This window comes from Hydrogenophaga sp. UC242_50 (genome assembly GCF_042697355.1).
Lineage (GTDB): Bacteria > Pseudomonadota > Gammaproteobacteria > Burkholderiales > Burkholderiaceae_C > Hydrogenophaga.
Window position 1 is genome coordinate 4,563,003 of the sequence record NZ_CP170553.1, and the last position, 20,753, is coordinate 4,583,755.

18 protein-coding genes and 3 pseudogenes are annotated in these 20,753 nt (G+C 70.0%); 16 read left to right on the forward strand and 5 right to left on the reverse strand.

Going from position 1 to position 20,753, the window contains the following annotated elements:
- Positions 1-5: 5 nt before the first annotated feature.
- The 10 genes and pseudogenes from ACFJGX_RS23305 to ACFJGX_RS23350 all read left to right on the forward strand — a co-directional run bounded on the left by ACFJGX_RS23305 (position 6) and on the right by ACFJGX_RS23350 (position 10,974).
- On the forward strand, positions 6-3,188 hold the full coding sequence (locus ACFJGX_RS23305) for an efflux RND transporter permease subunit (protein ID WP_382327167.1): 3,183 nt from the start codon (positions 6-8) through the stop codon (positions 3,186-3,188).
- 55 nt (positions 3,189-3,243) lie between these two features.
- Positions 3,244-3,945, forward strand: a complete 702-nt coding sequence (locus tag ACFJGX_RS23310; RefSeq protein ID WP_382323658.1) for a protein-L-isoaspartate O-methyltransferase — start codon at positions 3,244-3,246, stop codon at positions 3,943-3,945.
- A gap of 34 nt (positions 3,946-3,979) precedes the next feature.
- A complete protein-coding gene (locus ACFJGX_RS23315) occupies positions 3,980-4,333 on the forward strand; it encodes a rhodanese-like domain-containing protein (protein WP_382159889.1) in 354 nt (117 codons plus the stop codon).
- A gap of 171 nt (positions 4,334-4,504) precedes the next feature.
- A complete protein-coding gene (locus tag ACFJGX_RS23320; RefSeq protein WP_382323657.1) occupies positions 4,505-5,863 on the forward strand; it encodes a TolC family outer membrane protein in 1,359 nt (452 codons plus the stop codon).
- A 62-nt stretch (positions 5,864-5,925) separates the two neighbouring features.
- Complete coding sequence (locus ACFJGX_RS23325; RefSeq protein WP_382159894.1) at positions 5,926-6,666, forward strand: glycosyltransferase; 741 nt, start codon at positions 5,926-5,928, stop codon at positions 6,664-6,666.
- Positions 6,642-7,151: pseudogene (locus tag ACFJGX_RS23330) on the forward strand (3-deoxy-D-manno-octulosonic acid transferase); the annotation flags it as partial. The gene ACFJGX_RS23325 and the pseudogene ACFJGX_RS23330, both read left to right, overlap by 25 nt.
- A gap of 67 nt (positions 7,152-7,218) precedes the next feature.
- Positions 7,219-8,154: a 3-deoxy-D-manno-octulosonic acid transferase gene (locus tag ACFJGX_RS23335; protein ID WP_382328852.1), complete on the forward strand. Its 936-nt coding sequence runs from the start codon at positions 7,219-7,221 to the stop codon at positions 8,152-8,154.
- Complete coding sequence (locus tag ACFJGX_RS23340; RefSeq protein ID WP_382328781.1) at positions 8,124-8,675, forward strand: 3-deoxy-D-manno-octulosonic acid kinase; 552 nt, start codon at positions 8,124-8,126, stop codon at positions 8,673-8,675. The genes ACFJGX_RS23335 and ACFJGX_RS23340 overlap by 31 nt, the downstream gene beginning before the upstream one ends.
- Positions 8,672-9,910 (forward strand): O-antigen ligase family protein, encoded by a 1,239-nt coding sequence (locus tag ACFJGX_RS23345; protein ID WP_382323655.1) that lies wholly within the window; start codon positions 8,672-8,674, stop codon positions 9,908-9,910. Before ACFJGX_RS23340 ends, ACFJGX_RS23345 begins: the two co-directional genes overlap by 4 nt.
- Complete coding sequence (locus ACFJGX_RS23350; protein WP_382323654.1) at positions 9,907-10,974, forward strand: hypothetical protein; 1,068 nt, start codon at positions 9,907-9,909, stop codon at positions 10,972-10,974. The genes ACFJGX_RS23345 and ACFJGX_RS23350 overlap by 4 nt, the downstream gene beginning before the upstream one ends.
- A 12-nt stretch (positions 10,975-10,986) precedes the next feature.
- On the opposite strand, the gene ACFJGX_RS23355 is transcribed toward ACFJGX_RS23350, so the two are convergent.
- The 3 genes from ACFJGX_RS23355 to ACFJGX_RS23365 are packed head-to-tail and all read right to left on the reverse strand — an operon-like array spanning position 10,987 to position 14,176.
- A complete protein-coding gene (locus ACFJGX_RS23355) occupies positions 10,987-11,889 on the reverse strand; it encodes a hypothetical protein (protein ID WP_382323653.1) in 903 nt (300 codons plus the stop codon).
- Between the two features lie 36 nt (positions 11,890-11,925).
- On the reverse strand, positions 11,926-12,792 hold the full coding sequence (locus ACFJGX_RS23360) for a glycosyltransferase family 2 protein (protein WP_382327170.1): 867 nt from the start codon (positions 12,790-12,792) through the stop codon (positions 11,926-11,928).
- Between the two features lies 1 nt (position 12,793).
- Positions 12,794-14,176 carry a phosphomannomutase/phosphoglucomutase gene (locus ACFJGX_RS23365; RefSeq protein WP_382323651.1) on the reverse strand — a complete coding sequence of 461 codons (1,383 nt, stop codon included), beginning with the start codon at positions 14,174-14,176 and terminating at the stop codon, positions 12,794-12,796.
- Between the two features lie 118 nt (positions 14,177-14,294).
- Between ACFJGX_RS23365 and ACFJGX_RS23370 the strand changes: the two genes are divergently transcribed.
- From ACFJGX_RS23370 to ACFJGX_RS23380, 3 genes and pseudogenes are all read left to right on the forward strand, one after another.
- The gene (locus tag ACFJGX_RS23370; protein WP_382323650.1) at positions 14,295-15,809 is read left to right on the forward strand and encodes a DNA-3-methyladenine glycosylase 2 family protein; all 1,515 of its coding nucleotides are present in this window, start codon (positions 14,295-14,297) and stop codon (positions 15,807-15,809) included.
- Complete coding sequence (locus ACFJGX_RS23375) at positions 15,806-16,306, forward strand: methylated-DNA--[protein]-cysteine S-methyltransferase (RefSeq protein WP_382323649.1); 501 nt, start codon at positions 15,806-15,808, stop codon at positions 16,304-16,306. Before ACFJGX_RS23370 ends, ACFJGX_RS23375 begins: the two co-directional genes overlap by 4 nt.
- 105 nt (positions 16,307-16,411) lie before the next feature.
- Positions 16,412-17,325 (forward strand): annotated as a pseudogene (locus ACFJGX_RS23380) (DMT family transporter).
- 10 nt (positions 17,326-17,335) lie between these two features.
- Here ACFJGX_RS23380 and ACFJGX_RS23385 read toward each other — a convergent pair.
- Together ACFJGX_RS23385 and ACFJGX_RS23390 are read right to left on the reverse strand one after the other, a co-directional pair.
- On the reverse strand, positions 17,336-17,746 hold the full coding sequence (locus tag ACFJGX_RS23385; RefSeq protein WP_382323648.1) for a LysR substrate-binding domain-containing protein: 411 nt from the start codon (positions 17,744-17,746) through the stop codon (positions 17,336-17,338).
- Positions 17,747-17,858: 112 nt separating this feature from the next.
- A pseudogene (locus tag ACFJGX_RS23390) lies at positions 17,859-18,305 on the reverse strand (LysR family transcriptional regulator); the annotation flags it as partial.
- Between the two features lie 141 nt (positions 18,306-18,446).
- Between ACFJGX_RS23390 and ACFJGX_RS23395 the strand changes: the two are divergent.
- The 3 genes from ACFJGX_RS23395 to ACFJGX_RS23405 all read left to right on the forward strand — a co-directional run bounded on the left by ACFJGX_RS23395 (position 18,447) and on the right by ACFJGX_RS23405 (position 20,648).
- Complete coding sequence (locus ACFJGX_RS23395) at positions 18,447-18,626, forward strand: hypothetical protein (protein WP_382327172.1); 180 nt, start codon at positions 18,447-18,449, stop codon at positions 18,624-18,626.
- Positions 18,596-19,405, forward strand: coding sequence for a Bug family tripartite tricarboxylate transporter substrate binding protein (locus ACFJGX_RS23400; RefSeq protein WP_382327174.1), 810 nt, complete (start codon positions 18,596-18,598; stop codon positions 19,403-19,405). Before ACFJGX_RS23395 ends, ACFJGX_RS23400 begins: the two co-directional genes overlap by 31 nt.
- A gap of 94 nt (positions 19,406-19,499) precedes the next feature.
- Positions 19,500-20,648: an iron-containing alcohol dehydrogenase gene (locus ACFJGX_RS23405; protein WP_382323646.1), complete on the forward strand. Its 1,149-nt coding sequence runs from the start codon at positions 19,500-19,502 to the stop codon at positions 20,646-20,648.
- Positions 20,649-20,753: the final 105 nt, after the last annotated feature.

Genomic DNA, 20,753 nt, shown 5'->3' on the forward strand with positions numbered 1-20,753 from the left:
GCACCATGTGGTTCACCCAGGTCTCGCTGCGCAACCCGGTCTTCGCCACCATGGTGATGATCGCCTTCGTGGTGCTGGGCCTGTTCTCGTTCCAGCGCCTGCAGGTGGACCAGTTCCCCAACATCGATTTCCCGGTGGTCGTGGTGCAGGTGGCCTACCCGGGCGCCTCGCCCGAGATCGTCGAGTCCGAGGTCACCAAGAAGGTCGAGGAGGCGGTCAACGCGATCGCCGGCGTCAACACCCTGACCTCGCGCAGCTACGAAGGCCAGTCCCTCGTCATCATCGAGTTCCAGCTGACGGTGGACGGGCGCAAGGCGGCCGAGGACGTGCGCGAGAAGATCGCCATCCTGCGCCCGGTGTTCCGCGACGAGGTGGAAGAGCCGCGCGTGCTGCGCTTCGACCCGGCCAGCCGCTCGATCTGGTCGGTGGCCGTGATCCCGCAGGCCGTGGACGGCAAGACACCGAGCGCGGTCGAGCTCACCACCTGGGCCGAGCAGGTCTTCAAGAAGCGGCTGGAGAACGTGCGCGGCGTGGGCTCGGTCACGCTGGTGGGCGCCACACGGCGCGCCGTCAACATCGACCTCGACCCCTCGGCCATGGAAGCGCTGGGCGTGACCACCGAGCAGGTCAACGCCGCCGTGCGCAACGAGAACCAGGACCTGCCGGTGGGCACGCTCAAGACCGGCGAGGCCGAGCGCGTGGTGCAGGTGCTCTCGCGGCTGCAGAACCCGCAGGACTTCGAGCACATCATCGTCGCGCGCCGCGGCGGCCAGGCCGTGCGCCTGGGCCAGGTGGCGCGCGTGAGCGACGGCACGCAGGAGGTGGAGAGCCTGGCGCTCTACAACGGCCAGCGCACCCTGCTGCTGCAGGTGCAGAAGGCGCAGGACGAGAACACCATCGCGGTGACCGACGGCCTGAAAGCCGCCGTGGCCTCGCTCGGCGCCGAGCTGCCGCCCGGCGTGCGGCTGGAGCAGATCGCCGACGGCTCGCGGCCGATCCGCGTCTCGGTCGAGAACGTGCGCCGCACCCTGATCGAAGGCGCGGTGCTCACCGTGCTGATCGTGTTCCTGTTCCTGAACTCCTGGCGCTCGACCGTCATCACCGGCCTCACGCTGCCGATCGCGCTGATCGGCACCTTCTTCTTCATGAACCTGTTCGGGTTCACCATCAACATGATCACGCTGATGGCGCTCACGCTCTCGGTGGGTCTGCTGATCGACGACGCCATCGTGGTGCGCGAGAACATCGTGCGCCATGTGCAGATGGGCAAGCGCCCGTTCGACGCGGCCATGGACGGCACGCAGGAGATCGGCCTGGCCGTGCTGGCCACCACGCTGTCCATCGTGGCCGTGTTCCTGCCGATCGGCTTCATGGGCGGCATCATCGGCAAGTTCTTCCACGAGTTCGGCATCACCATGGTGGCGGCCGTGCTGATCTCCATGTTCGTGAGCTTCACGCTCGACCCGATGTTGTCCTCGGTCTGGCACGACCCCGAGATCGAGAAACACGGCCACGCCGCCAGCGGCCCGAAGACCTTCTACGACCGCACCATCGGCCGCGTGACCGGCTGGTTCGACCGCTTCCAGGACGACCTGAGCCACACCTACCAGGGCACGCTGCGCTGGTCGCTCAAGCACAAGCTGGCCACGCTGGGCCTGGCCCTGGCGACCTTCGTCGGCAGCCTGTTCATCGTGCCGCTGCTGGGCACCGAGTTCGTGCCCACGGCCGACTTCTCCGAGACCTCGCTGAGCTTTCACACGCCGGTGGGCTCCTCGCTGGAGGCCACCGAGGCCAAGACGCGCGAGGTCGAGGGCATCCTGCGCGAGTTCCCCGAGGTGAAGTACACGCTGTCCACGCTGAACACCGGCAACGCGCAGGGCACCATGTACGCCAGCATCTACGTGCGCCTGACCGACCGCCACGAGCGCACGCTGAGCGCGCTCGAGATGTCGGCGCGCCTGCGCGAGCGGCTGCGCGGCGTGCCCGGCATCACCGTGACGCACGTCGGCCTGCTCGACGCCGTGGGCGGCAACAAGCAGGTGGAGTTCTCACTGCAGGGCGACGACCTGGCCGAGCTGGAGCGCCTGACGCAGACCGTGATGGAGCGCATCCGCCCCATCGTCGGCCTGGTCGATCTGGACGCCAGCGTGAAGCCCAACAAGCCCACGGTGGACGTGAAGATGAAGCGCGACCTGGCCTCCGACGTGGGCGTGAGCGTGGCCACGGTGGGCGCCAGCCTGCGCACCCTGGTGGCCGGCACCACGGTGGGCAACTGGCGCGCCGCCGACGGCCAGAGCTACGACGTGAACGTGCGCCTGGCGCCCAGCGGGCGCGAGCGCGCGAGCGACCTGGAGCAACTGCCTTTCATGGTCGGCACCGACAGCGACGGCACGGCGCGCGTGGTGCGCCTGGGCCAGGTGGCCGACGTGGTGGACGCCACCGGCCCGAACCAGATCAACCGCCGCAACCTCAACCGCGAGGTCTCGATCAACGCCAACGTCTACGGGCGCTCGCCGGGCGAGGTCTCCACCGAGATCCGCCAGGTGCTCGACACCATCGCCTTCCCGCCCGGCTACCGATACGAGTTCGGCGGCTCCACCAAGAACATGCAGGAGTCCTTCGGCTACGCGCTCTCGGCGCTGGCCCTGGCGATCATCTTCATCTACATGATCCTGGCCAGCCAGTTCCAGAGCTTCCTGCAGCCGCTGGCGCTCATGACCTCGCTGCCGCTCACACTGATCGGCGTGGTGCTGACCCTGCTCATGTTCGGCTCCAGCATGAGCATGTTCTCGGTCATCGGCATCGTGCTGCTGATGGGCCTGGTCACCAAGAACGCGATCCTGCTGGTCGATTTCGCGATCCGCGCGCGCGAAGGCCGCGCGGGTGAGCCGCCGATGGACCGCGAGTCCGCGCTGCTGCTGGCCGCGCGCGTGCGGCTGCGCCCCATCCTGATGACCACGCTGGCCATGGTGTTCGGCATGGTGCCGCTGGCGTTCGCGCTCACCGAAGGCTCTGAACAGCGCGCGCCCATGGGCCAGGCCGTCATCGGCGGCGTCATCACCTCCTCCCTGCTCACCCTGGTGGTCGTGCCGGTGGTCTATTGCTACATGGACGACCTCGGCAACTGGTTCCGCCGCCGGCTCGGCCTGGCGATACCCCACCCCGTCCCCGAAGGTCCCACTCCTTAAAATCTCGCGGTTCCCGCCGCCCTCTCTAGAAACACCGTTCCTGCGAGTCGATGCCATGACCACTTCCACCGCCCCCTCCCTCAGCCTGAGCCAGGCCCGTTTCAACATGATCGAGCAGCAGATCCGCCCCTGGGAGGTGCTCGACGCCCGGGTGCTCGCCCTGCTGGACCGCGTGCACCGCGAGCAGTTCGTGCCCGCCGCGCACCGGTCGCTGGCCTTCGCCGACATGGAACTGCCGCTGAACCACCCCGCGGTGGACGGCCAGGCGATGCTCGCGCCCAAGGTCGAGGCGCGCCTGCTGCAGGACCTCGCGCTCAAGCCCACCGACAAGGTGCTCGAAGTCGGCACCGGCAGCGGCCACATGGCGGCCCTGCTGGCCAGCTTGGCGCAGCGCGTGGTGAGCATCGAGATCGACGAGGCGCTGGCCCGCCTGGCGCGTGAGAACCTGCAGAAGGCCGGCATCACCAACGCCGAGGTGCGCTGCGCCGATGCCGCCGCCAAGGGCTTCGCGGCCTGCTCGGATGGCGCGCCGTTCGACGCCATCGTGCTCAGCGGCTCGGTCGCCGAGATCCCCTCGGCCCTGCTGGACCTGCTGGCCCCGGGCGGGCGCCTGGCCGCGATCGTCGGCTTCGAGCCCATGATGCGCGCGACCATCGTCACCCGCACCGGCGAGGCCGCCTTCCAGACCGCCCAGCCCTGGGACACCGTGGCCCCGCGCCTGCGCCACTTCCCGGAACCCTCGCGTTTCCGCTTCTGAGCCCGGAAACCTTCCCCCGCCCACGGACGCCGCCATGAACTCGATCACCCCCGCCCAACTGCCCGACTGGCTGAAGCAGGCCGCCGACCCCGCCGCACCGCAGGCTGCCCTGCCCGTCGTGCTGGACGTGCGCGAACCGTGGGAGCTGCAGACCGCTTCCGTGAAGCCCGAGGGCTTCGAGCTGCGCGCCATGCCCATGCGCACGGTGCCGGCGCGCCTGCTCGAACTCGACCGACACCAGCCCATCGCCGTGCTGTGCCACCACGGCGGCCGCAGCGCGCAGGTGGTGCAGTTCCTCGAAGGCAATGGTTTCACCCACGTCGTGAACATCGACGGCGGCATCCACGCCTGGTCGCAGCAGCGCGACCCCAGCGTGCCCGTCTACTGAAATGAAACGCCCCCCTGCGCCGCTTCGCGGCTTCCCCCCTCCGTGGCGCGCCTTCGGCGCTTCGAGGGGGGACGGCATCTCGGGCCGGCAAAGCCGGACCCTGGATGCCCCTGGGGGGCTGCCTCTCTCACGAGTCTCTCAGCACCTCCGTCCCGCTCCAAGGAACACCGCATGAAAGCCGCTTCGTCCGCTCGCAAGTCGTCAGCCCACCACCTGCTGTTTCCGCGGGCGGTCATGCTGGTGCTGGGCGCGCTCGCCACCGGTGCCCAGGCGCAGAGCCTGGTGCAGCTGTACGAGGCGGCGCGCGGGTTCGACGCCACCTACCTGGCCGCGCGCTCGCAGTACGACGCGTCCCTGGCCCAGGCCGCGCAGGCCCGCGCCGGCCTGCTGCCGCAAGCCGGCCTGGCCGCCGCGGCGAGCTGGGCGCGGCGCGAGGTGAGCAACTACGGCGCGCTCGACGGCAACAGCAACAACCAGAGCGCCACGCTCTCGGCCAGCCAGCCGCTGTACCGCCCGGCCAACCGGATCGCCAACGACCAGGCCGAGCTCAGCGTCGACATCGCCAAGGCCCGCCTCACCCTGGCCGAGCAGGACCTCATCGTGCGCACCTCGCAGGCCTACTTCGACGTGCTCGCGGCGCAGGACACGCTGGCCTTCGTGCAGGCGCAGAAGACCGCCGTGGCCGAGCAGCTGGCCGCGGCCAAGCGCAACTTCGAGGTCGGCACCACCACCATCACCGACTCGCGCGAGGCGCAGGCCCAGTACGACCTGGTGCTGGCGCGCGAAATCGCGGCCGAGAACGACCTGCGCGTGAAGAAGCTCGCGCTCAACCAGCTGGTGGGCCGCCCCTCGGTGGAGCCGCGCCCGCTGGCCGCGCCCGTGACCCTGCCCGAGGTGGTGCCGGCCGACCCGCAGGCCTGGGTGGACCGCAACCCCGGCACGCACCCGACCATCCTGCAGGCCACGCGCAACCTGGAGATCGCCCAGCTCGAAACCAGCAAGGCCGAAGCCGGGCACAAGCCCACGCTGGACCTGGTCGGCCAGTACCAGGTGGCGCGCGGCCCCATGACGACCCTGCCGATCCCCGGCAACGTGCGCACCAACACCGCCAGCGTCGGCGTGCAGTTCAACCTGCCGCTGTTCGCCGGCTTCGCAGTCCAGAACCGGGTCAAGGAAACCCTGGCGCTGGAAGAAAAGGCGCGCTCCGACCTCGAAGCCGCGCGCCGGGGGGTGGACCTGTCCACGCGCAGCGCCTACCTGGGCGTGGTCTCGGGCCAGGGCCAGGTGCGCGCGCTGCAGGCCGCCGAAGCCTCCAGCCAGAGCGCGCTGGACGCCAACCGCCTGGGTTACCAGGTGGGCGTGCGCATCAACATCGACGTGCTCAACGCGCAGAGCCAGCTGTTCCAGACCAAGCGCGACCTGGCCCAGGCGCGCTACAACGTGCTGCTGAGCAGCCTGCGCCTGCGCCAGGCCAGCGGCGCCCTGCTGCCCGAAGACCTGCTGCCCATCGATTCCCTGCTCGCGAAGTGAGCTCCGCTACACTCGACCGCCAAGTTGGCGTCAGCCAGCCAACACCCGCAGAAGAGGAAGCCATGCAGACCGTCAACGTGTTGTGCATCAAATGGGGCAAGAAGTACGGCCCCGAGTACGTCAACAAACTCCACAGCATGGTGTCGCGGCACCTGCACCGGCCCTTCCGTTTCGTCTGCCTGACCGACGACGGTGAAGGCATCAACCCCGCCGTCGAGGTCAAGCCCATCCCCGCCGTGGGTTTCGACGAATTCGACCAGCGCAAGCCCTGGAGCTTCGGCCACGGCTGGCTCAAGCTCACCAGCTTCGCCGATCCGCTCTACGACCTCACCGGCCAGACGCTGTTCCTGGACCTGGACATCGTCATCGTCGACAGCCTGGACGAGTTCTTCGACCAGCCCGGCACCTTCATCGTCATCAAGGAATGGGACAAGAAGGACGGCACGGGCAACACCTCGTGTTACCTCTACACCATCGGCGCGCACACCGACGCCCTGGAGCACCTGAAGAACGGCTACCCGGAGTCGATCGCGGACGTGCGCAACGAGCAGGAGTACATCACCGGCTACCTCAACCGGCAGGGCAAGGTCAGCTACTGGCCCGAGGCCTGGTGCCGCAGCTTCAAGCGCCACTGCATGCGCCCGGGCATCCTGGGCTGGTTCTCGCCGCCCACCATCCCGCCCGGTGCCAAGATCATCGTGTTCCACGGCAAGCCCAACCCACCCGATGTCATTGCCGGCGTGAGCGGCAAGTGGTACCGGCGCGTGTTGCCCGCCCAATGGGTCGCCGACCATTGGCGCTGAGCAGCCCGGTTTCGCTGCCCCATCGGGCGTACCGACTGCTCAGCCGCGCCCTGGCCGCTCCCCTGCTGGGCTGGTTGTGGTGGCGTGGCCGGCGTGAGCCCGGCTACCGTCAGAACCTGCGGCAGCGCCTCGGTTTCATTCCCATCGACCCCGAGCAGCTCGGCTGCATCTGGATCCATGCGGCCTCGGTGGGCGAGGTGCAGGCCATGCAACCGCTGCTGCACGCCCTGCTCGAAGAATGGCCGGCGCACGCCGTGGTCGTCAGCACCCAGACCCCCACCGGTGCGCGCGCGCTGCAGACGCACTGGGGCGACCAGATCCGCCACGTCTACGCGCCCATCGACACGCCCGGTGCCGTCGCCCGCTTCCTGAACCGGCTGCAGCCCCGGCTGCTGATCCTCGTGGAGCGCGAGCTCTGGCCCGAATGGCTGCAGCAATGCCGGGCCAACGCGATCCCGGTTGCGCTCGTCAACGCGCGCCTCTCCGAAGGCTCGGCGCGCACCTACCGGCGATGGCCGGGCCTGATGCGGCCCGTCTGGCGCACAGCTCACAGTGGCGGCCGCCGACACCGCCAGCGCCGAGCGCCTGCGCGGGCTGGGTGTGCCCGAGCCGCGCCTGCACGACACCGGCAACCTGAAATTCGATGTCGCCGTGCCCGCCGCGCGCGTGGCGCTGGCGCCCGAACTGCAGGGGCGCACGCTGCTGGTGGCGGGCAGCACGCACGAAGGCGACGAGGCCGCCTGGCTGGCGATCTGGAGCGAGCTCTCGCCCGTCAACCCGAGCTGGCTGCTGGTGCTGGTGCCACGCCATCCCCAGCGCTTCGACGAGGTCGCGGCCCACGTGCAGCACAGCGGTCTGAGTTTCGTGCGGCGCAGCAGCGGGCAGGCGGTGGCGCCGGGCACGCAGGTGCTGCTGATCGACGCCATGGGCGAGCTCATGCACTGGTACCAGCACGCCTCGCTGTGTTTCGTGGGCGGCACGCTGGCGCCCGTGGGCGGGCACAACCCGCTGGAGCCCATGTCGGTCGGCCAGCCGGTGCTGTTCGGCCCTCACGTCCACAACGCGGCGCCGCTGTTCGAGGAGATCGCGCGCAGCGGCGCCGGCGAGCGCGTGCGCGACGCGCGCGAACTGGCGGCGGCGGTGCAGCGCTGGCTGATGCAACCCGAGACCTGGCAACGCCGCGCCCACGCCGCGCGCGAGCTGATCGCCCGCAACCAGGGCGCCTCGGCGCGCACGCTGGCCGTGGTGCGGCCGCTGTGGCGGCCCGCACACACCGGCAACGTCTCGCGCGTGCGGGCCTCGGTGGATGCAGGCCGCACCGCCTGGTTCGATCCGCACCACCTGAGCCAGGTCTCCGCGCGCACCTTCGACCCGATCGCCCATGTGGGCGGCACCGCCCTGCCACCGGCAGCGGGCGCGGCCAGGCGCTGCTGGTCCACGAGGGCGGGCAAGGCTATGTGCTGCGCCACTACCGGCGCGGCGGCCTGATGGCCCGCCTGAGCCACGACCGCTTCTGGCGCGCCGCGCCGCACGACAGCCGCGCCATGCGCGAATTCACCCTGCTGCGCCTGATGCGCTCCTGGCAACTGCCGGTGCCCGAGCCGGTGGCCGCCAGCCACTGGCCCCGCGCGGGCCTGTTCTACGAAGCCGACATCCTCGTCGGCCTCATCCCGGGCAGCGCGAACGTGGTGCAACGGCTCCAGCAAAGGCCGCTCGCGCCAGCCGAATGGCAGGCCCTGGGCCGCGCGATCCGGCAACTGCATGAGCGGCAGGTGTTCCATGCCGACCTGAACGCCCACAATCTGCTGCTCGACCCGGCCGGCCAGGCCTGGATCGTGGATTTCGACAAATGCGGGGTTCGCACGGGCGGCGACTGGAAGCCGCGCAACCTGGAGCGTCTGCGGCGCTCGCTGCGCAAGGAAGCCACCCGCGTCGCCCCTTACCACTGGACCGAAGCCGACTGGGCCCCGCTGATGGCGGGCTACCAGGACCTCCCCGCTCCCCCATGACCCCCCCGTCCACCTTCCTTCAGCGGGGCGCCAAGGCTTCGCTCATCCTGGTCTTCTTCGCGTTCCCGATGTCGGTCGCGCTCGCCAATGTGGCGCTGCTGCTCACCCTGGTGTTCTGGCTGCTCGGCTGCGTCTGGGGCCATTCCCTGCGCGACACCCGCCAGGCGCTGAGCAACCCCCTGGCGGCGCCGGCGCTGGCGCTGTTCGCCTGGATCGCGCTCGCGGCCCTGTGGTCGCCAGCCGAGGGGCCGCTCATCGGCACGGCCCTGGGCAAGTACAGCAAGCTGTTGTGGGTACCGGTCTTCATCGGTCTGCTCAACGACTCGGCCACGCGCCGCCGTTGCTGGCAGGCCTTCGCGCTGGCCATGCTGTTCACGCTGGTGGTCACCTGGCTCAATGTCTGGTTCGATTTTTCCTGGACGCGCACGCACAACCAGGGCTTCGGCGAGGACCACACCGTCTTCAAGGACCGCATCGCGCAAGGCATCCTGATGTCGTTCTTCACGGTGATGGCCCTGCACCAGGCCATGCATGCGCCAACGCGGGCCCGGGCCGTGCTCGCCGCCCTGGTGGCCGCGCTGGCGGCGTTCAGCGTGCTGTTCCTGTCGTCGGGCCGCACCGGCTACCTGGCCCTGCTGCTGGCCCTGGCGGTGTTCGCGGTCTTCGCCGTCGGCCTGCACCGGCGCCGGCTGGCCATCGCGGCGCTGGCCCTGGTCGCCGTGATGGCCGTGACCTTCACCACGTCGACCCAGCTGCGGTCGCGCGTCAACGAGGCCTGGCTTGAAGCACAGAACAGCAGCATCACGGTGCCTGTCACGTCCGCAGGCGCCCGCATGGAGATGAACCGCTTCGCGCTGCAGAGCGCGCTGGAGCAGCCTGTGCTCGGCCACGGCACCGCGTCCTATCCGGTGCTGTCGCCTGCGCATTTCACCGATCCTGCGTGGTGCGCCGTGGTCTGCGTGCACCCACACAACCAGTTCACCTTCTTCCTGTTCGAACAAGGCCTGATCGGCCTGGCCCTGTTCCTGTGGTTCGTGTTCGTCATCGCACGACAGGCCTGGCGCGAAGACACGCCGCGCCGGGCGCTGATGATGGGCTTTGTGGCGGTGCTGCTGGTCGCCAACACGACGCACAGCTCGTTCTGGCTCTCGACGGAAAACCATTTCTTCATCCTGATGTCGGCGCTGCTGATGGCCGCCATCCCGATGCGCCAACGGGAGCGGGTGGCCCCATGACGAAGACCATCGCCTTTCACTCCAACCAGCTATCGATCCGGGGCACCGAGGTCGCGCTGTACGACTACGCGCTTCACAACGAGACGGTGCTGGGCCACCGCAGCCTGGTGGTCTACAACGCCGACAGCCCGCACAACAGCGCCGAGGCCCTGGCCAAGTTCAGCGCGCGCTTCGAGGTGCTGGGCTACCGCCGGATCGACGAACTCGATGCCCTGCTCGGCCGGCACCACGCGGACCTGCTGTACGCCATCAAGGCCGGCAAGAACGACGGTGTGTGGTCGCGCACGGTGCCCACGATGGTGCACGCGGTCTTCCCGACCACCCCCGCGCAGGCCCATGGCGCCTCCTACGCCTTCATCTCCGAGTGGCTGAGCCGGCATTGCGCGAACGGCAAGATCCCCAGCGTGCCGCACATCGTGGAGCTGCCCGATGTGAACGAGGACCTGCGCGGCGAACTGGGCATCCCGCCGCAGGCCAAGGTGCTGGGCTGCCACGGTGGCGCCAACAGCTTCGACGTGCCCAGCGCGATCGAGGCGGTGCGCCAGGTGCTGGCGCGCTCGCCCGACATCTGGTTCGTCTTCCTCAACATCGCGCCCTTCGTGGACCATCCGCGCGCCCTCTTCCTGCCGGGCAGCAGCGACATGGTTTACAAGACGCGTTTCATCAACACCTGCGACGCCATGCTGCACGCGCGCCTGCAGGGCGAGTCCTTCGGGCTGGCCTGTGGCGAGTTCTCGATCCGCAACAAGCCCGTGATCACCTATGCGCGCAGCAAGCACCGGCACCACATCGACGTGCTGGGCGACTCGGGCTTCTGCTACACCGATGCGCGCTCGCTGGTCGACATCATCGAGAAGCTGGACCCGCAAGACCTCAAGCGACACCACTGGGACCGGTATTCCGCGCTCTACAACCGGGACGTGGTGATGGGCCTGTTCGACCGGCACCTGATCCAGCCCGCGCTGCGCAACCCCGACCGAGCCAAACCCCAGTTGAACCTGCGTTGGGCCGACCGGCTGCCGTACTACCGGTTCAAGCTGAGCATGCGCTTCGGCCGCCGCTGACGCGGCCGGCCCTCACCACGCGTTCCACATGCGCAGCTTGAGCTTTTCCCAGGCCGACGGTTTGCCGCCAGCGGCGCGGCGTGCCGCGAGCATGGCGTCCACATTGCCCACCGGCTGGATCGCCGCCGGGGAGAACAGCTCGGGGCGCTGCGCGAACCATTGCGCCACCACCGTGTTGCCGAAATCGCCCATGTGCACGCGGCCCCAGCGCTTGGCCCGTCGGTAGATGTCCTTGCCGGCGTGGATGCGAGCGAGGTTCTTCTCCCGGTCCTTGTAGCGGGGCTTGTTGAGGTTCTGGTGCGAGAAGCGTTCGAGCTTGCGCTCGATCATGTCCATACCGCCCAGGTAGCTGAAGTGCCAGCCCGCGTCGCGGACCTCGAGGGTCGCCACCTCGGCGCGCAGGGCCGCGCTGTTGCGGATGTCTTCGGCCTCATGGGCGAGCGCGTAGGCGCCCGTGACCGCCACCGCCTTGCGCCAGAACGGTTCCGACACCATGAGGTAGTCGCAGTAGAAGTACAGCATCAGCAACTCGAAAACCTGGACGGTGCCCGGCTCGACGGGGCCGATTTTCTCGGGCCGGATGATCTCGTCCACGTCGGCGATGACCACCACGTCGTCCTCTGCCGCATCCTGGTAACCGAGGCGCAAGGCGTTGCGCTGCACGCGTTCGCGGTCCCATGCGGTCTGGCACGCCGCGAACACCTCAGCGCGCAGCGGGATGTAGCGGATCTTGGGGCGGGCCCAGGCGTATCGCTCGGCGTCGAACTGCAGGGCCTTCGCGGTGCCGGCGAAGGTGACCTCGGCCTCGACGATCACGAAGTGGTCCACGCGGTCCCACTGCGTGCGCAGACGCAGTTCCAGGCAATCCTCACCGTCGAAGGTGATGCAGTCGTAGACCTTGTAGGGAGATGGCATGGGATTCTGTCCGGGGAAACATTCGTGCGGCGCGATTCAGCCACGCAGCCTCCAGCGCACCAGGCCCATCCAGCGCCCGGCCATGCGCGCGAGCAGGCGCGGCGACCACGCGATCGCGCGCAACGGCAGGGCCACCGTGGTGCCCAGCAGCACCGACCAGCGCTGGCGCCGCGCCTTCGCGTGCGAACGGTGCTTGGCGGTGTAGATCAGCTTGGACTGGGCGTGGTGGTAACCGCGCAGGTACTCGCTCTTCCAGGGCGTCTTGCCCTTGACCGAGCCGCGCGCGCGGTGCACGGCGGCCACGGCGGGCCACACGACGATGGGCCGCTGCTGCTGGAACAGCCGCAGGCAGAGGTCGTCGTCCTCGTAGTACAGGAAGAAGCGCTCGTCGAAGAAGCCCACGCCCTCGAAACGCGAGAGCCGGAACAGCATCGCCGCGCCGACCACGAAACCCACGCAGGCAGGGCCTTCGGCGCCGGGCCCGCGCGAGGACCAGGCGGTGCTCGGCCAGCGGTAGTTCACATCGGGCCGCCCGGGCGCGCCTTCGAGCTGCGGCGCCACGATGGCGGCCTCGGGCATGCCGTTCGCGACCCGCACCAGCTCGCGCAGGCCCTCGGGCGTGACTTCGCAATCGGGGTTGACCAGCAAGGCCAGCGGCGTGCGCGTGGCGGCGAGCGCGCGGTTGTTCGCGGCACCGAAACCGAGGTTGCGGCCGTGCTCGAGCACGGTGGCCTGCGGCCAGCGCGCGCGCGCCAGCGCAGGGGTGTCGTCGGTGCTGCCGTTGTCCGAGATCACCACGTGCGGGCAGTGCGCGAGCAGCGCATCCAGCGCGTCCAGGCAATGGGCGCTGTGGTACGTGACCAGGACGACGGTGACCTGGTCGAGCAGCTCGTCGGCGTTCATCTCAATGCGCGCTGGCGCCGACCACGGCATCGGGCTTGGCCTGCTTCAGCAGCGCCAGCATGGTGGCCTCGATGCGGTGCAGCGCCTCGGTGGTCTGGCCTTCGAAGCGCAGCACCAGCACCGGCGTGGTGTTGGAGGCGCGGATCAGACCGAAGCCGTCGGGCCAGTCCACGCGCACGCCGTCGATGGTGGAGAGTTTGGCCGGCGCGTCGAACTTCGCCAGCGCGACCAGCTTGTCCACCACCGCGTGCGGCTCGCCTTCGGCGCAGGCCACGTTGAGCTCGGGCGTGCTGTGGCTGGTGGGCAGGGCGTTGAGCACGGCGCTCGCGTCGGGGCTGCGGCTGAGGATTTCCAGCAGGCGCGCGCCAGCGTAGGTGCCGTCGTCGAAACCGAACCAGCGCTCCTTGAAGAAGATGTGGCCGCTCATCTCGCCGCCCAGCGGGCTGTCCAACTCCTTCATGCGCGCCTTGATCAGCGAGTGGCCGGTCTTGTAGATGTGGGGCACGCCACCGGCCGCCTCGATCGCGGGCGCCAGGCGCTGCGAGCATTTCACGTCGAACACGATGTCGCCACCGGGCACGCGCGAGAGCACGTCCTGCGCGAACAGGATCATCTGGCGGTCGGGGTAGATGGTCTGGCCGTCCTTGGTGACGATGCCCAGGCGGTCGCCGTCGCCGTCGAAGGCCAGGCCGAGTTCGGCGTCGGTCTCGCGCAGGGTGCGGATCACGTCCTGCAGGTTCTCGGGCTTGCTCGGGTCCGGGTGGTGGTTGGGGAAGTTGCCGTCCACCTCGCTGAAGAGTTCGATCACCTCGCAGCCCAGCGCGCGGAAGATCGCCGGGGCCGAGGCGCCGGCCACGCCGTTGCCGCAGTCCACCACCAGCTTCATGGGGCGCGCGAGCTTGGCGTCGGACACGATGCGAGCCTGGTACGCGGCCTGCACGTTGATCAGGCGCACGCGCCCGCCCTCGGCGCGCCGGTGCGTCTCGGCTTCCATGGTCTTGCGCAGGGCCTGGATGTCCTCGCCGTAGATCGCGCGGCCGGCCAGCACCATCTTGAAACCGTTGTAGTCCCTGGGGTTGTGGCTGCCCGTGACCTGGATGCCGCTGGTGCACAGCGTGGCGGCGGCGAAGTACAGCATGGGCGTGGTCGCCAGACCGATGTCGATCACGTCCACCCCGGCGGCCACCAGCCCCCGGATCAGCGCGGCGGACAGGGCCGGGCCGCTCAGGCGGCCGTCGCGGCCCACGGCCACGGTCTTTTCGCCCAGTTCCAGGGCCCGGGTGCCAAAGGCCAGGCCCAATGCCTCGGCCACGCCTTCGTTCAACGCGGTGGGGGTGACGCCCCGGATGTCGTAGGCCTTGAAGATGGACGCGGCAACTTGCATGGAGTTTTTCCTCGTGACGGGCAAAACGGGCATTGTAGGAGGGGGGTACCCATCATGCCGGAGGCACATGTCCGGAAACGGCCAGTCAACCCCGTCCGAACGGCCTACCATGGCAGCCATGAACCGCTCAGACCGCATCGACGAAGACGCCTGCTACCGCGCGCTGTGCTCGCACGACGCGCGCTTCGACGGCCAGTTCTTCACCGCCGTCACCTCCACCGGCATCTACTGCCGACCGGTGTGCCGCGTGCGCACGCCCCGGCGCGAGAACTGTCGCTTCTTCGCGCACGCCGCGCAGGCCGAACAGGCGGGCTTCCGGCCCTGCCTGCGCTGCCGGCCCGAGCTGGCGCCGCGCGAGCGGCACTGGTCGACGGAAGACGCCTCCACCATCCTGGTGCAGCAGGCCACGTTGTGGCTGGACGACCCCCAGCACTGGCAGGACGACGACGGCGGCGCGATGGGCGAGCGCCTGGCGGCGCGGCTGGGCGTGAGCGACCGCCACCTGCGGCGCGTCTTCGAGGAACGCCTGGGCGTCTCGCCGCTGCAGTACCTGCTCACGCGCAAGCTGCTCACGGCCAAGCAGCTGCTGGCCGACACCGACCTGCCCGTCACCCAGATCGCCCAGGCCAGCGGCTTTGCCAGCGTGCGGCGCTTCAACGCGGCCTTTCTCGAGCACTACCGGCTCAACCCCACGCAGCTGCGGCGCGAAACCGCCACCCGCGACACCGGCCAGGGCACCGCGGTGCGGCTGGGCTACCGGCCGCCGTACGACGTGGCGGCCACGCTGGGCTTCTTCCGCCAGCGCCTGATCGACGGCGTGGCCTTCATCGACGAACAGGGCCTGCGCCTGGGGCAGACCCTGCGCATGGAGCTGGGCGGGCGCACCCACACGGGCTGGCTGGTGGCCGGCTTCGACGAGGCCCGCAGCCAGCTCGAGCTGCGCGTCAGCGACGACCTGCGCGAGGTCTTGCCCCAGGTGATTCACCGCCTGCGCGCCGCGCTCGACCTGGACGCCGACCCGACCGCCATCAACGCCGTGCTGCACGGCGCGTTCCCGGCCGGCGATGGCCTGCGGGTGCCGGGCGCGCTCGACGGCTTCGAACTCGCGGTGCGCGCGGTGCTGGGCCAGCAGATCACCGTGGCGGCCGCGCGCACCCTGGCGCAGCGGCTGGTGAACCGCTTCGGCGAGCCCATCGAGACGCCGCACGCCGGCCTCTCCCGCCTGTTCCCCACGCCCGCCGCATTGGCCCAGGCCGAAGGCGACGGCCTGGGGGAACTCGGCATCGTGCGGCAGCGCCAGGCCGCCATCGTGGCGCTGGCGCGCGGCGTGGCCGAGCAGGGCCTGGTGCTCAACGGCAGCGCCGACGTGCCCGCCACCCTCACCGCCCTCAAGGCCATGCCGGGCATCGGCGACTGGACCGCGCAGTACATCGCCATGCGCGCCCTGCGCTGGCCCGACGCCTTCCCCGCGGGTGACGTGGCACTGCACAAGGTCATGGGCGTGCGCGAAAACAAACACCCGGCCCGCGAGGCCGAAGCCGCCTCCCTCGCCTGGAAACCCTGGCGCAGCTACGCCGTCGTGCGCGCCTGGTCGGCAGGCCACGTCGTCTCATCCACAGGAGCCTCCGCATGAAACACGATCCCCTCACCGTCTTCACCACCTGGCAAGGCCCGATGGGCGCCATGACGCTGGCGGCCACGCCGCGCGGACTGAGCGGCGTCTGGTTCGACGGGCAGCGCCACGGCCCGGACCGCTCGGCCTGGCGCCACGACCCCGACCACCCGGTGCTGCGCCAGGCCATCGAGCAGCTCACGCAGTACTTCGCCGGGCAGCGCCAGCACTTCGAGCTGCCGCTGGACCTGAGCATGGGCACGCCCTTCCAGCAGCAGGTGTGGCAGGCCTTGTTGGGCATCGCGCCCGGCGCCACCACCAGCTACGGGCGACTGAGCGCGGCCATCGGCAAACCGGCCGCGGTGCGCGCGCTGGGGGCGGCGGTGGGCCGCAACCCGATGAGCGTGGTGGTGCCCTGCCACCGCGTGCTGGGCACCGACGGCTCGCTCACCGGCTACGCGGGTGGGCTGGATCGCAAGACCGCCCTGCTCTCGCTCGAAGGTGCCACCTTGGTGTGAGGCGGCGCGACGAACGGCATTGTGCCGTTCCACTCATCAATCCATGCCCCATCCGGCATCAATCGCGCGCCGTGACACCCGGGGCGCCATGCATACTTTGACGCCATGAGCCCCACCCTCGTCCTGGAATTCCTGCTGCTGGCCGCCCTGTGGGGCGCCTCCTTCCTGTTCATGCGCCTGGGAGGCGCCGAGTTCGGCGCCCTGCCCACGGCCGGCCTGCGCGTCGCGCTCGCCGCCCTCTTCCTGCTGCCGGTGTTCTTCATCAAGGGTGTGTGGGCCGACTTCCGCTCGCGCGCCCGGCCCATCCTGTTCGTCGGCCTGCTCAACTCCGGCATCCCCTTCGCCCTGTTCGCCTACGCCGTGCTGCACATCCCCACCGGCCTGACCTCCATCCTCAACGCCACCGTGCCGCTGTCGGGCGCGCTGGTGGCCTGGCTCTGGCTCAAGGACCGGCCAGGCGGCTCGCGCATGCTGGGCCTGGCGATCGGCTTCGCCGGCGTCACGCTGCTGGTGATCGGCAAGTCCGGCTTCAGCGCGGCCGGCGTGGTGAGCGACGGCCCCGTGCGCCAGCACGCTGATCGCCATGGGGGCCTGCCTGCTCGCCACCCTGTTCTACGGCATCGCCGCGAGCTTCACCAAGCGCTACCTCACGGGCGCCCACCCGCTGCGCCACCGCCACCGGCAGCCAGATCGGCGCGGCCCTGGGCCTGGCGATTCCCACCGCCTTGCTGTGGCCCAGCCAGCCGGTGAGCAGCACCGCCTGGGGCGCGGTCGCGGCCGTGGCCCTGCTGTGCACGGCCATCGCCTACATCATTTTTTTCCACCTGATCGAGAAGGCCGGCCCGAGCCGCGCGCTGACCGTCACCTTCCTGGTGCCGGTGTTCGCGCTGGTCTACGGCTCGGTCTTCCTCAACGAGGTCATCACGCCCTGGATGATCGGCTGCGGCGTGGTCATCGTCTGCGGCACCGCCCTGTCCACCGGGCTGGTGCGGCTGGGCTGGCTGGAGCGCGCGGCCTGAGGGCGCGCGGTCACTTCGCGGCCGATGCGCGTGGGAGGGCCTTGCCCGCCGAGGGCGAGCCGGGCAGCGCCAGCGCCACTTCCTCGAGGTAGCCGGCCAGCACCTGCGCCTCGTCGCTGAGGGGGCGGATCGCCGAGCGGTAGATCTCCGTCCCAAGCTCGATGCGCGGCCGGAAGGGCCGCGTCACGATGTCCGGGAAGATGCCGGTGGACAGCAGCATGGGGTTGATCAACCCGATGCCCACGTTCTGCTGCACCAGCGCGCACACCCCCATGGAGGTGCTGGCGATCGTGCCCTGCCCCACCAGCACGCCGGCTTCCTGCAGCGTGGCGCGCACCAGGATCGAGGTGGGCGACTCCTCGGGCAGCGCGATCACCTCGGCGTCCACCAGGTCCTGCGGCCGCACCAGGGCCTTGGCCACCAGGGGGTGGCGCCGGTGCACTGCGCACCACCAGCAAGTCCTCGGAGATGGTGCGGCGCTCGCACAGTTCCACGGCGCTGATGGTGTTGGGCGCGGGCGGGTTGGTGACGCCCAGGTCGACCTCGTGGTGGGCGACCAGCCGCAGCACCTCCGGCGGCCCCTCCACCCGCACCCGCACCTTGACCTCGGGGTGGCTGAGCTTGAAGCGCTGGATCGCGCCGGGCAGGATGGCGATCAAAGGGGGCGCGTGCGCCGCCACCGTCACCGTGCGGTTCGAGGCCTGGTCCAGCGTGGCGGCTTCGGCCAGCGCCCAGGCCAGGTGGTTGGCCGCCTGCTCGGCGCGCGGCAGCAGGCGGCGGGCCGCGGCGGTGGGCTCCAGCCGGCCACCCTGGCGCGTGAACAGCTCGACGCCGGTCTCGCGCTCCAGCAGGCCCAGGGTCTTGCTGACGGCGGCCTTGGAAATGCCCAGCTTGAGCGCGGCCTCGCCCAGCCCCCGGCTGCGCATCACCGCGGTGAAGATCTGGAAATGGCGGCCGTTGAGCAGCGAGGACATAGGCATGGGAAGGCGAAACGTGGGTGGTGGTCAAGGTCGAAATCGTCAACCAGAGGTTAACAAGAAAGTGCCTTGCGCTCCCGGGTGCCTCCCTAGAATTTCCCTCATCCCGTTCACCCATTCCCCCAAGAACCGAGGTAGTCCCCCGTGATCCGACAACTGCTCCCCGCCCTGATCGTTTCGGCCTTTGCCCCCTTCGCCGCGGCCCAGTCCTTCCCCTCCAAACCCGTGACCATCGTGGTCTCGGTGCCGGCCGGCGGCACCATCGACGCCATCGCGCGCATGGTGCCAAGGACATGGGCGAGGCCCTGGGACAGCCGGTGGTGATCGACAACCGCGCGGGCGCCAACGGCAACATCGCCGCCGAGTTCGTGCGCCGCGCGCCGGCCGACGGCCACACGCTGCTGATGCTGGCCTCCAGCACGCTGACGCTGGGCCCCTACGTCATGGACAAGGTGCCGTTCGACCCGATCAAGGACTTCGCGCCCGTCGCCATGACGGCAGGCCTCAACATGGCCCTGCTGGCCCACCCCAAGGTGGGCGTGAGCGACGTCAAGGGCCTGGTCGAGAAGATGAAGGCCAGCCCCGGCAAGCTGAACTACTCCTCCACCGGCAACGGTTCCTTCCCGCACGTGGCGGGCGCCCTGCTGAACCTGGAGACCGACACCCAGGCCGAGCACCTCGCCTACAAGGGCCTGGCGCCTTCGATCCAGGACCTGCTGGCCGGCGTGGTGGACTTCACCTTCGACTCGGGCAGCGCCATCCATGTGAAGGCCGGCAAGCTCAAGGCGCTGGCCGTGATCGGCCCCAAGCGCGCGGCCGCCCTGCCCGACGTGCCCACCTTCCGCGAAGTGGGCCTGCCCGAGCTGGAGAAGATCAGCGGCTGGCACGGCGTCTTCGCCCCCGCCGGCACGCCGGACGACGTGATCCGCCGCCTGAACGCCGAGATCAACAAGAGCCTGAAGAAGCCCGCCTCCATCGAGCGCGTGCAGGCCATGGGTTTCGAGAGCGTCACCACCACCCCGGCCGAGCTCGGCAACGTGCTGCGCAAGGACCACAAGACCTACGGTGAGCTGATCACGCGCACCAAGATCTCCATCAACTGACCACCCGGGCGCGCCGCGCCCCTCCCCCTCGTCTGTGAACGACATCGCCCGATCGACGGCGAGGGGCCTTGCTTCGCCTTTCATTTCCCGCTCCATGCCCAGCTTCCAATTCGAAACCCCACCCCGCATCGTCTGCGAGCGCGGCGCGGCCCTGCGACTCGCACCGCTGCTGCAAGGACGCCGGCATGCCTTCGTCGTCACCGACGCCGGCCTGGTGCGCGCAGGCCTGATCGACGCCCCGGTGGCCGCGCTGCGCAAGGCCGGGCTGCGTGTGACGGTGCACGACAAGGTGGAGGCCGACCCGCCCGAGCACGTGGTGCTCGCGGCGGTGGACGCGGCCCGCGTCGCCGGGGCCGACTGCGTCATCGGCCTGGGCGGCGGCAGCTCGCTGGACACCGCCAAGCTGGTCGCGCTGCTCGCGGCCAGCCCCCAGCCGCTGGCCGACATCTACGGGCCGCAGCGCGCGACCGGGCCGCGCCTGCCGCTGATCCAAGTGCCGACCACGGCCGGCACCGGTTCCGAGGCCACGCCCACCTCGGTGGTCTCCACGCCGGACCACCAGAAACGCGGCGTCATCAGCTCGCTGCTGTACCCCGATGTCGCCGTGCTGGACGCCCAGCTGACCCTGGCCCTGCCGCCCGCGCCCACCGCCATGACCGGCGTGGATGCGATGGTGCACGCCATCGAGGCCTACACCACCCGCCACCTGAAGAACCCGATCTCCGACGCGCTGGCGGTGCGCGCGCTCCAGCTGCTCGACCGCCACCTCGGGCGCGTGATCGCCCAGGGCGACGACATCGAAGCGCGGGAAGGCATGCTGCTGGGCTCGATGCTGGCCGGCATGGCCTTCGCCAATGCGCCGGTGGCCGCGATCCACGCCCTGGCCCACCCGCTGGGCAGCCACTTCCACGTGCCCCACGGCCTGGCCAACGCCCTGGTCATGGTGCCGGTGCTGCGCTTCAACCTGCCCGAGGCGGGCGCTCGTTACGCCGAACTCGCGCGCGCCTTGAACCCGGCGCTGCACGGGGCCAGCGACGGTGAAGCGGCCGAGGCCTTCATCGCCACCATGGCCCAGCACGTGGCGCAAGCCCCGATGCCGCAGCGGCTGCGCGAGGTGGGCATCGCCGCCAACGACCTGCCCATGCTGGCCGAGGCCGCCATGGGCGTGCAAAGGCTGCTGGCCAACAACCCGCGAGAACTGAACCAGACCCACGCCCTCGTCCTGTACACGCAGGCGCACTGACGCCGAGCCAGAGGCGCTTCTACTGGGTTTGAACACATCGCCCCAGGCCCTGGTGCCTCTGACCAAGGCACGCCCGCCTGGTCAGGGGTCCAGGCAACGCGATCG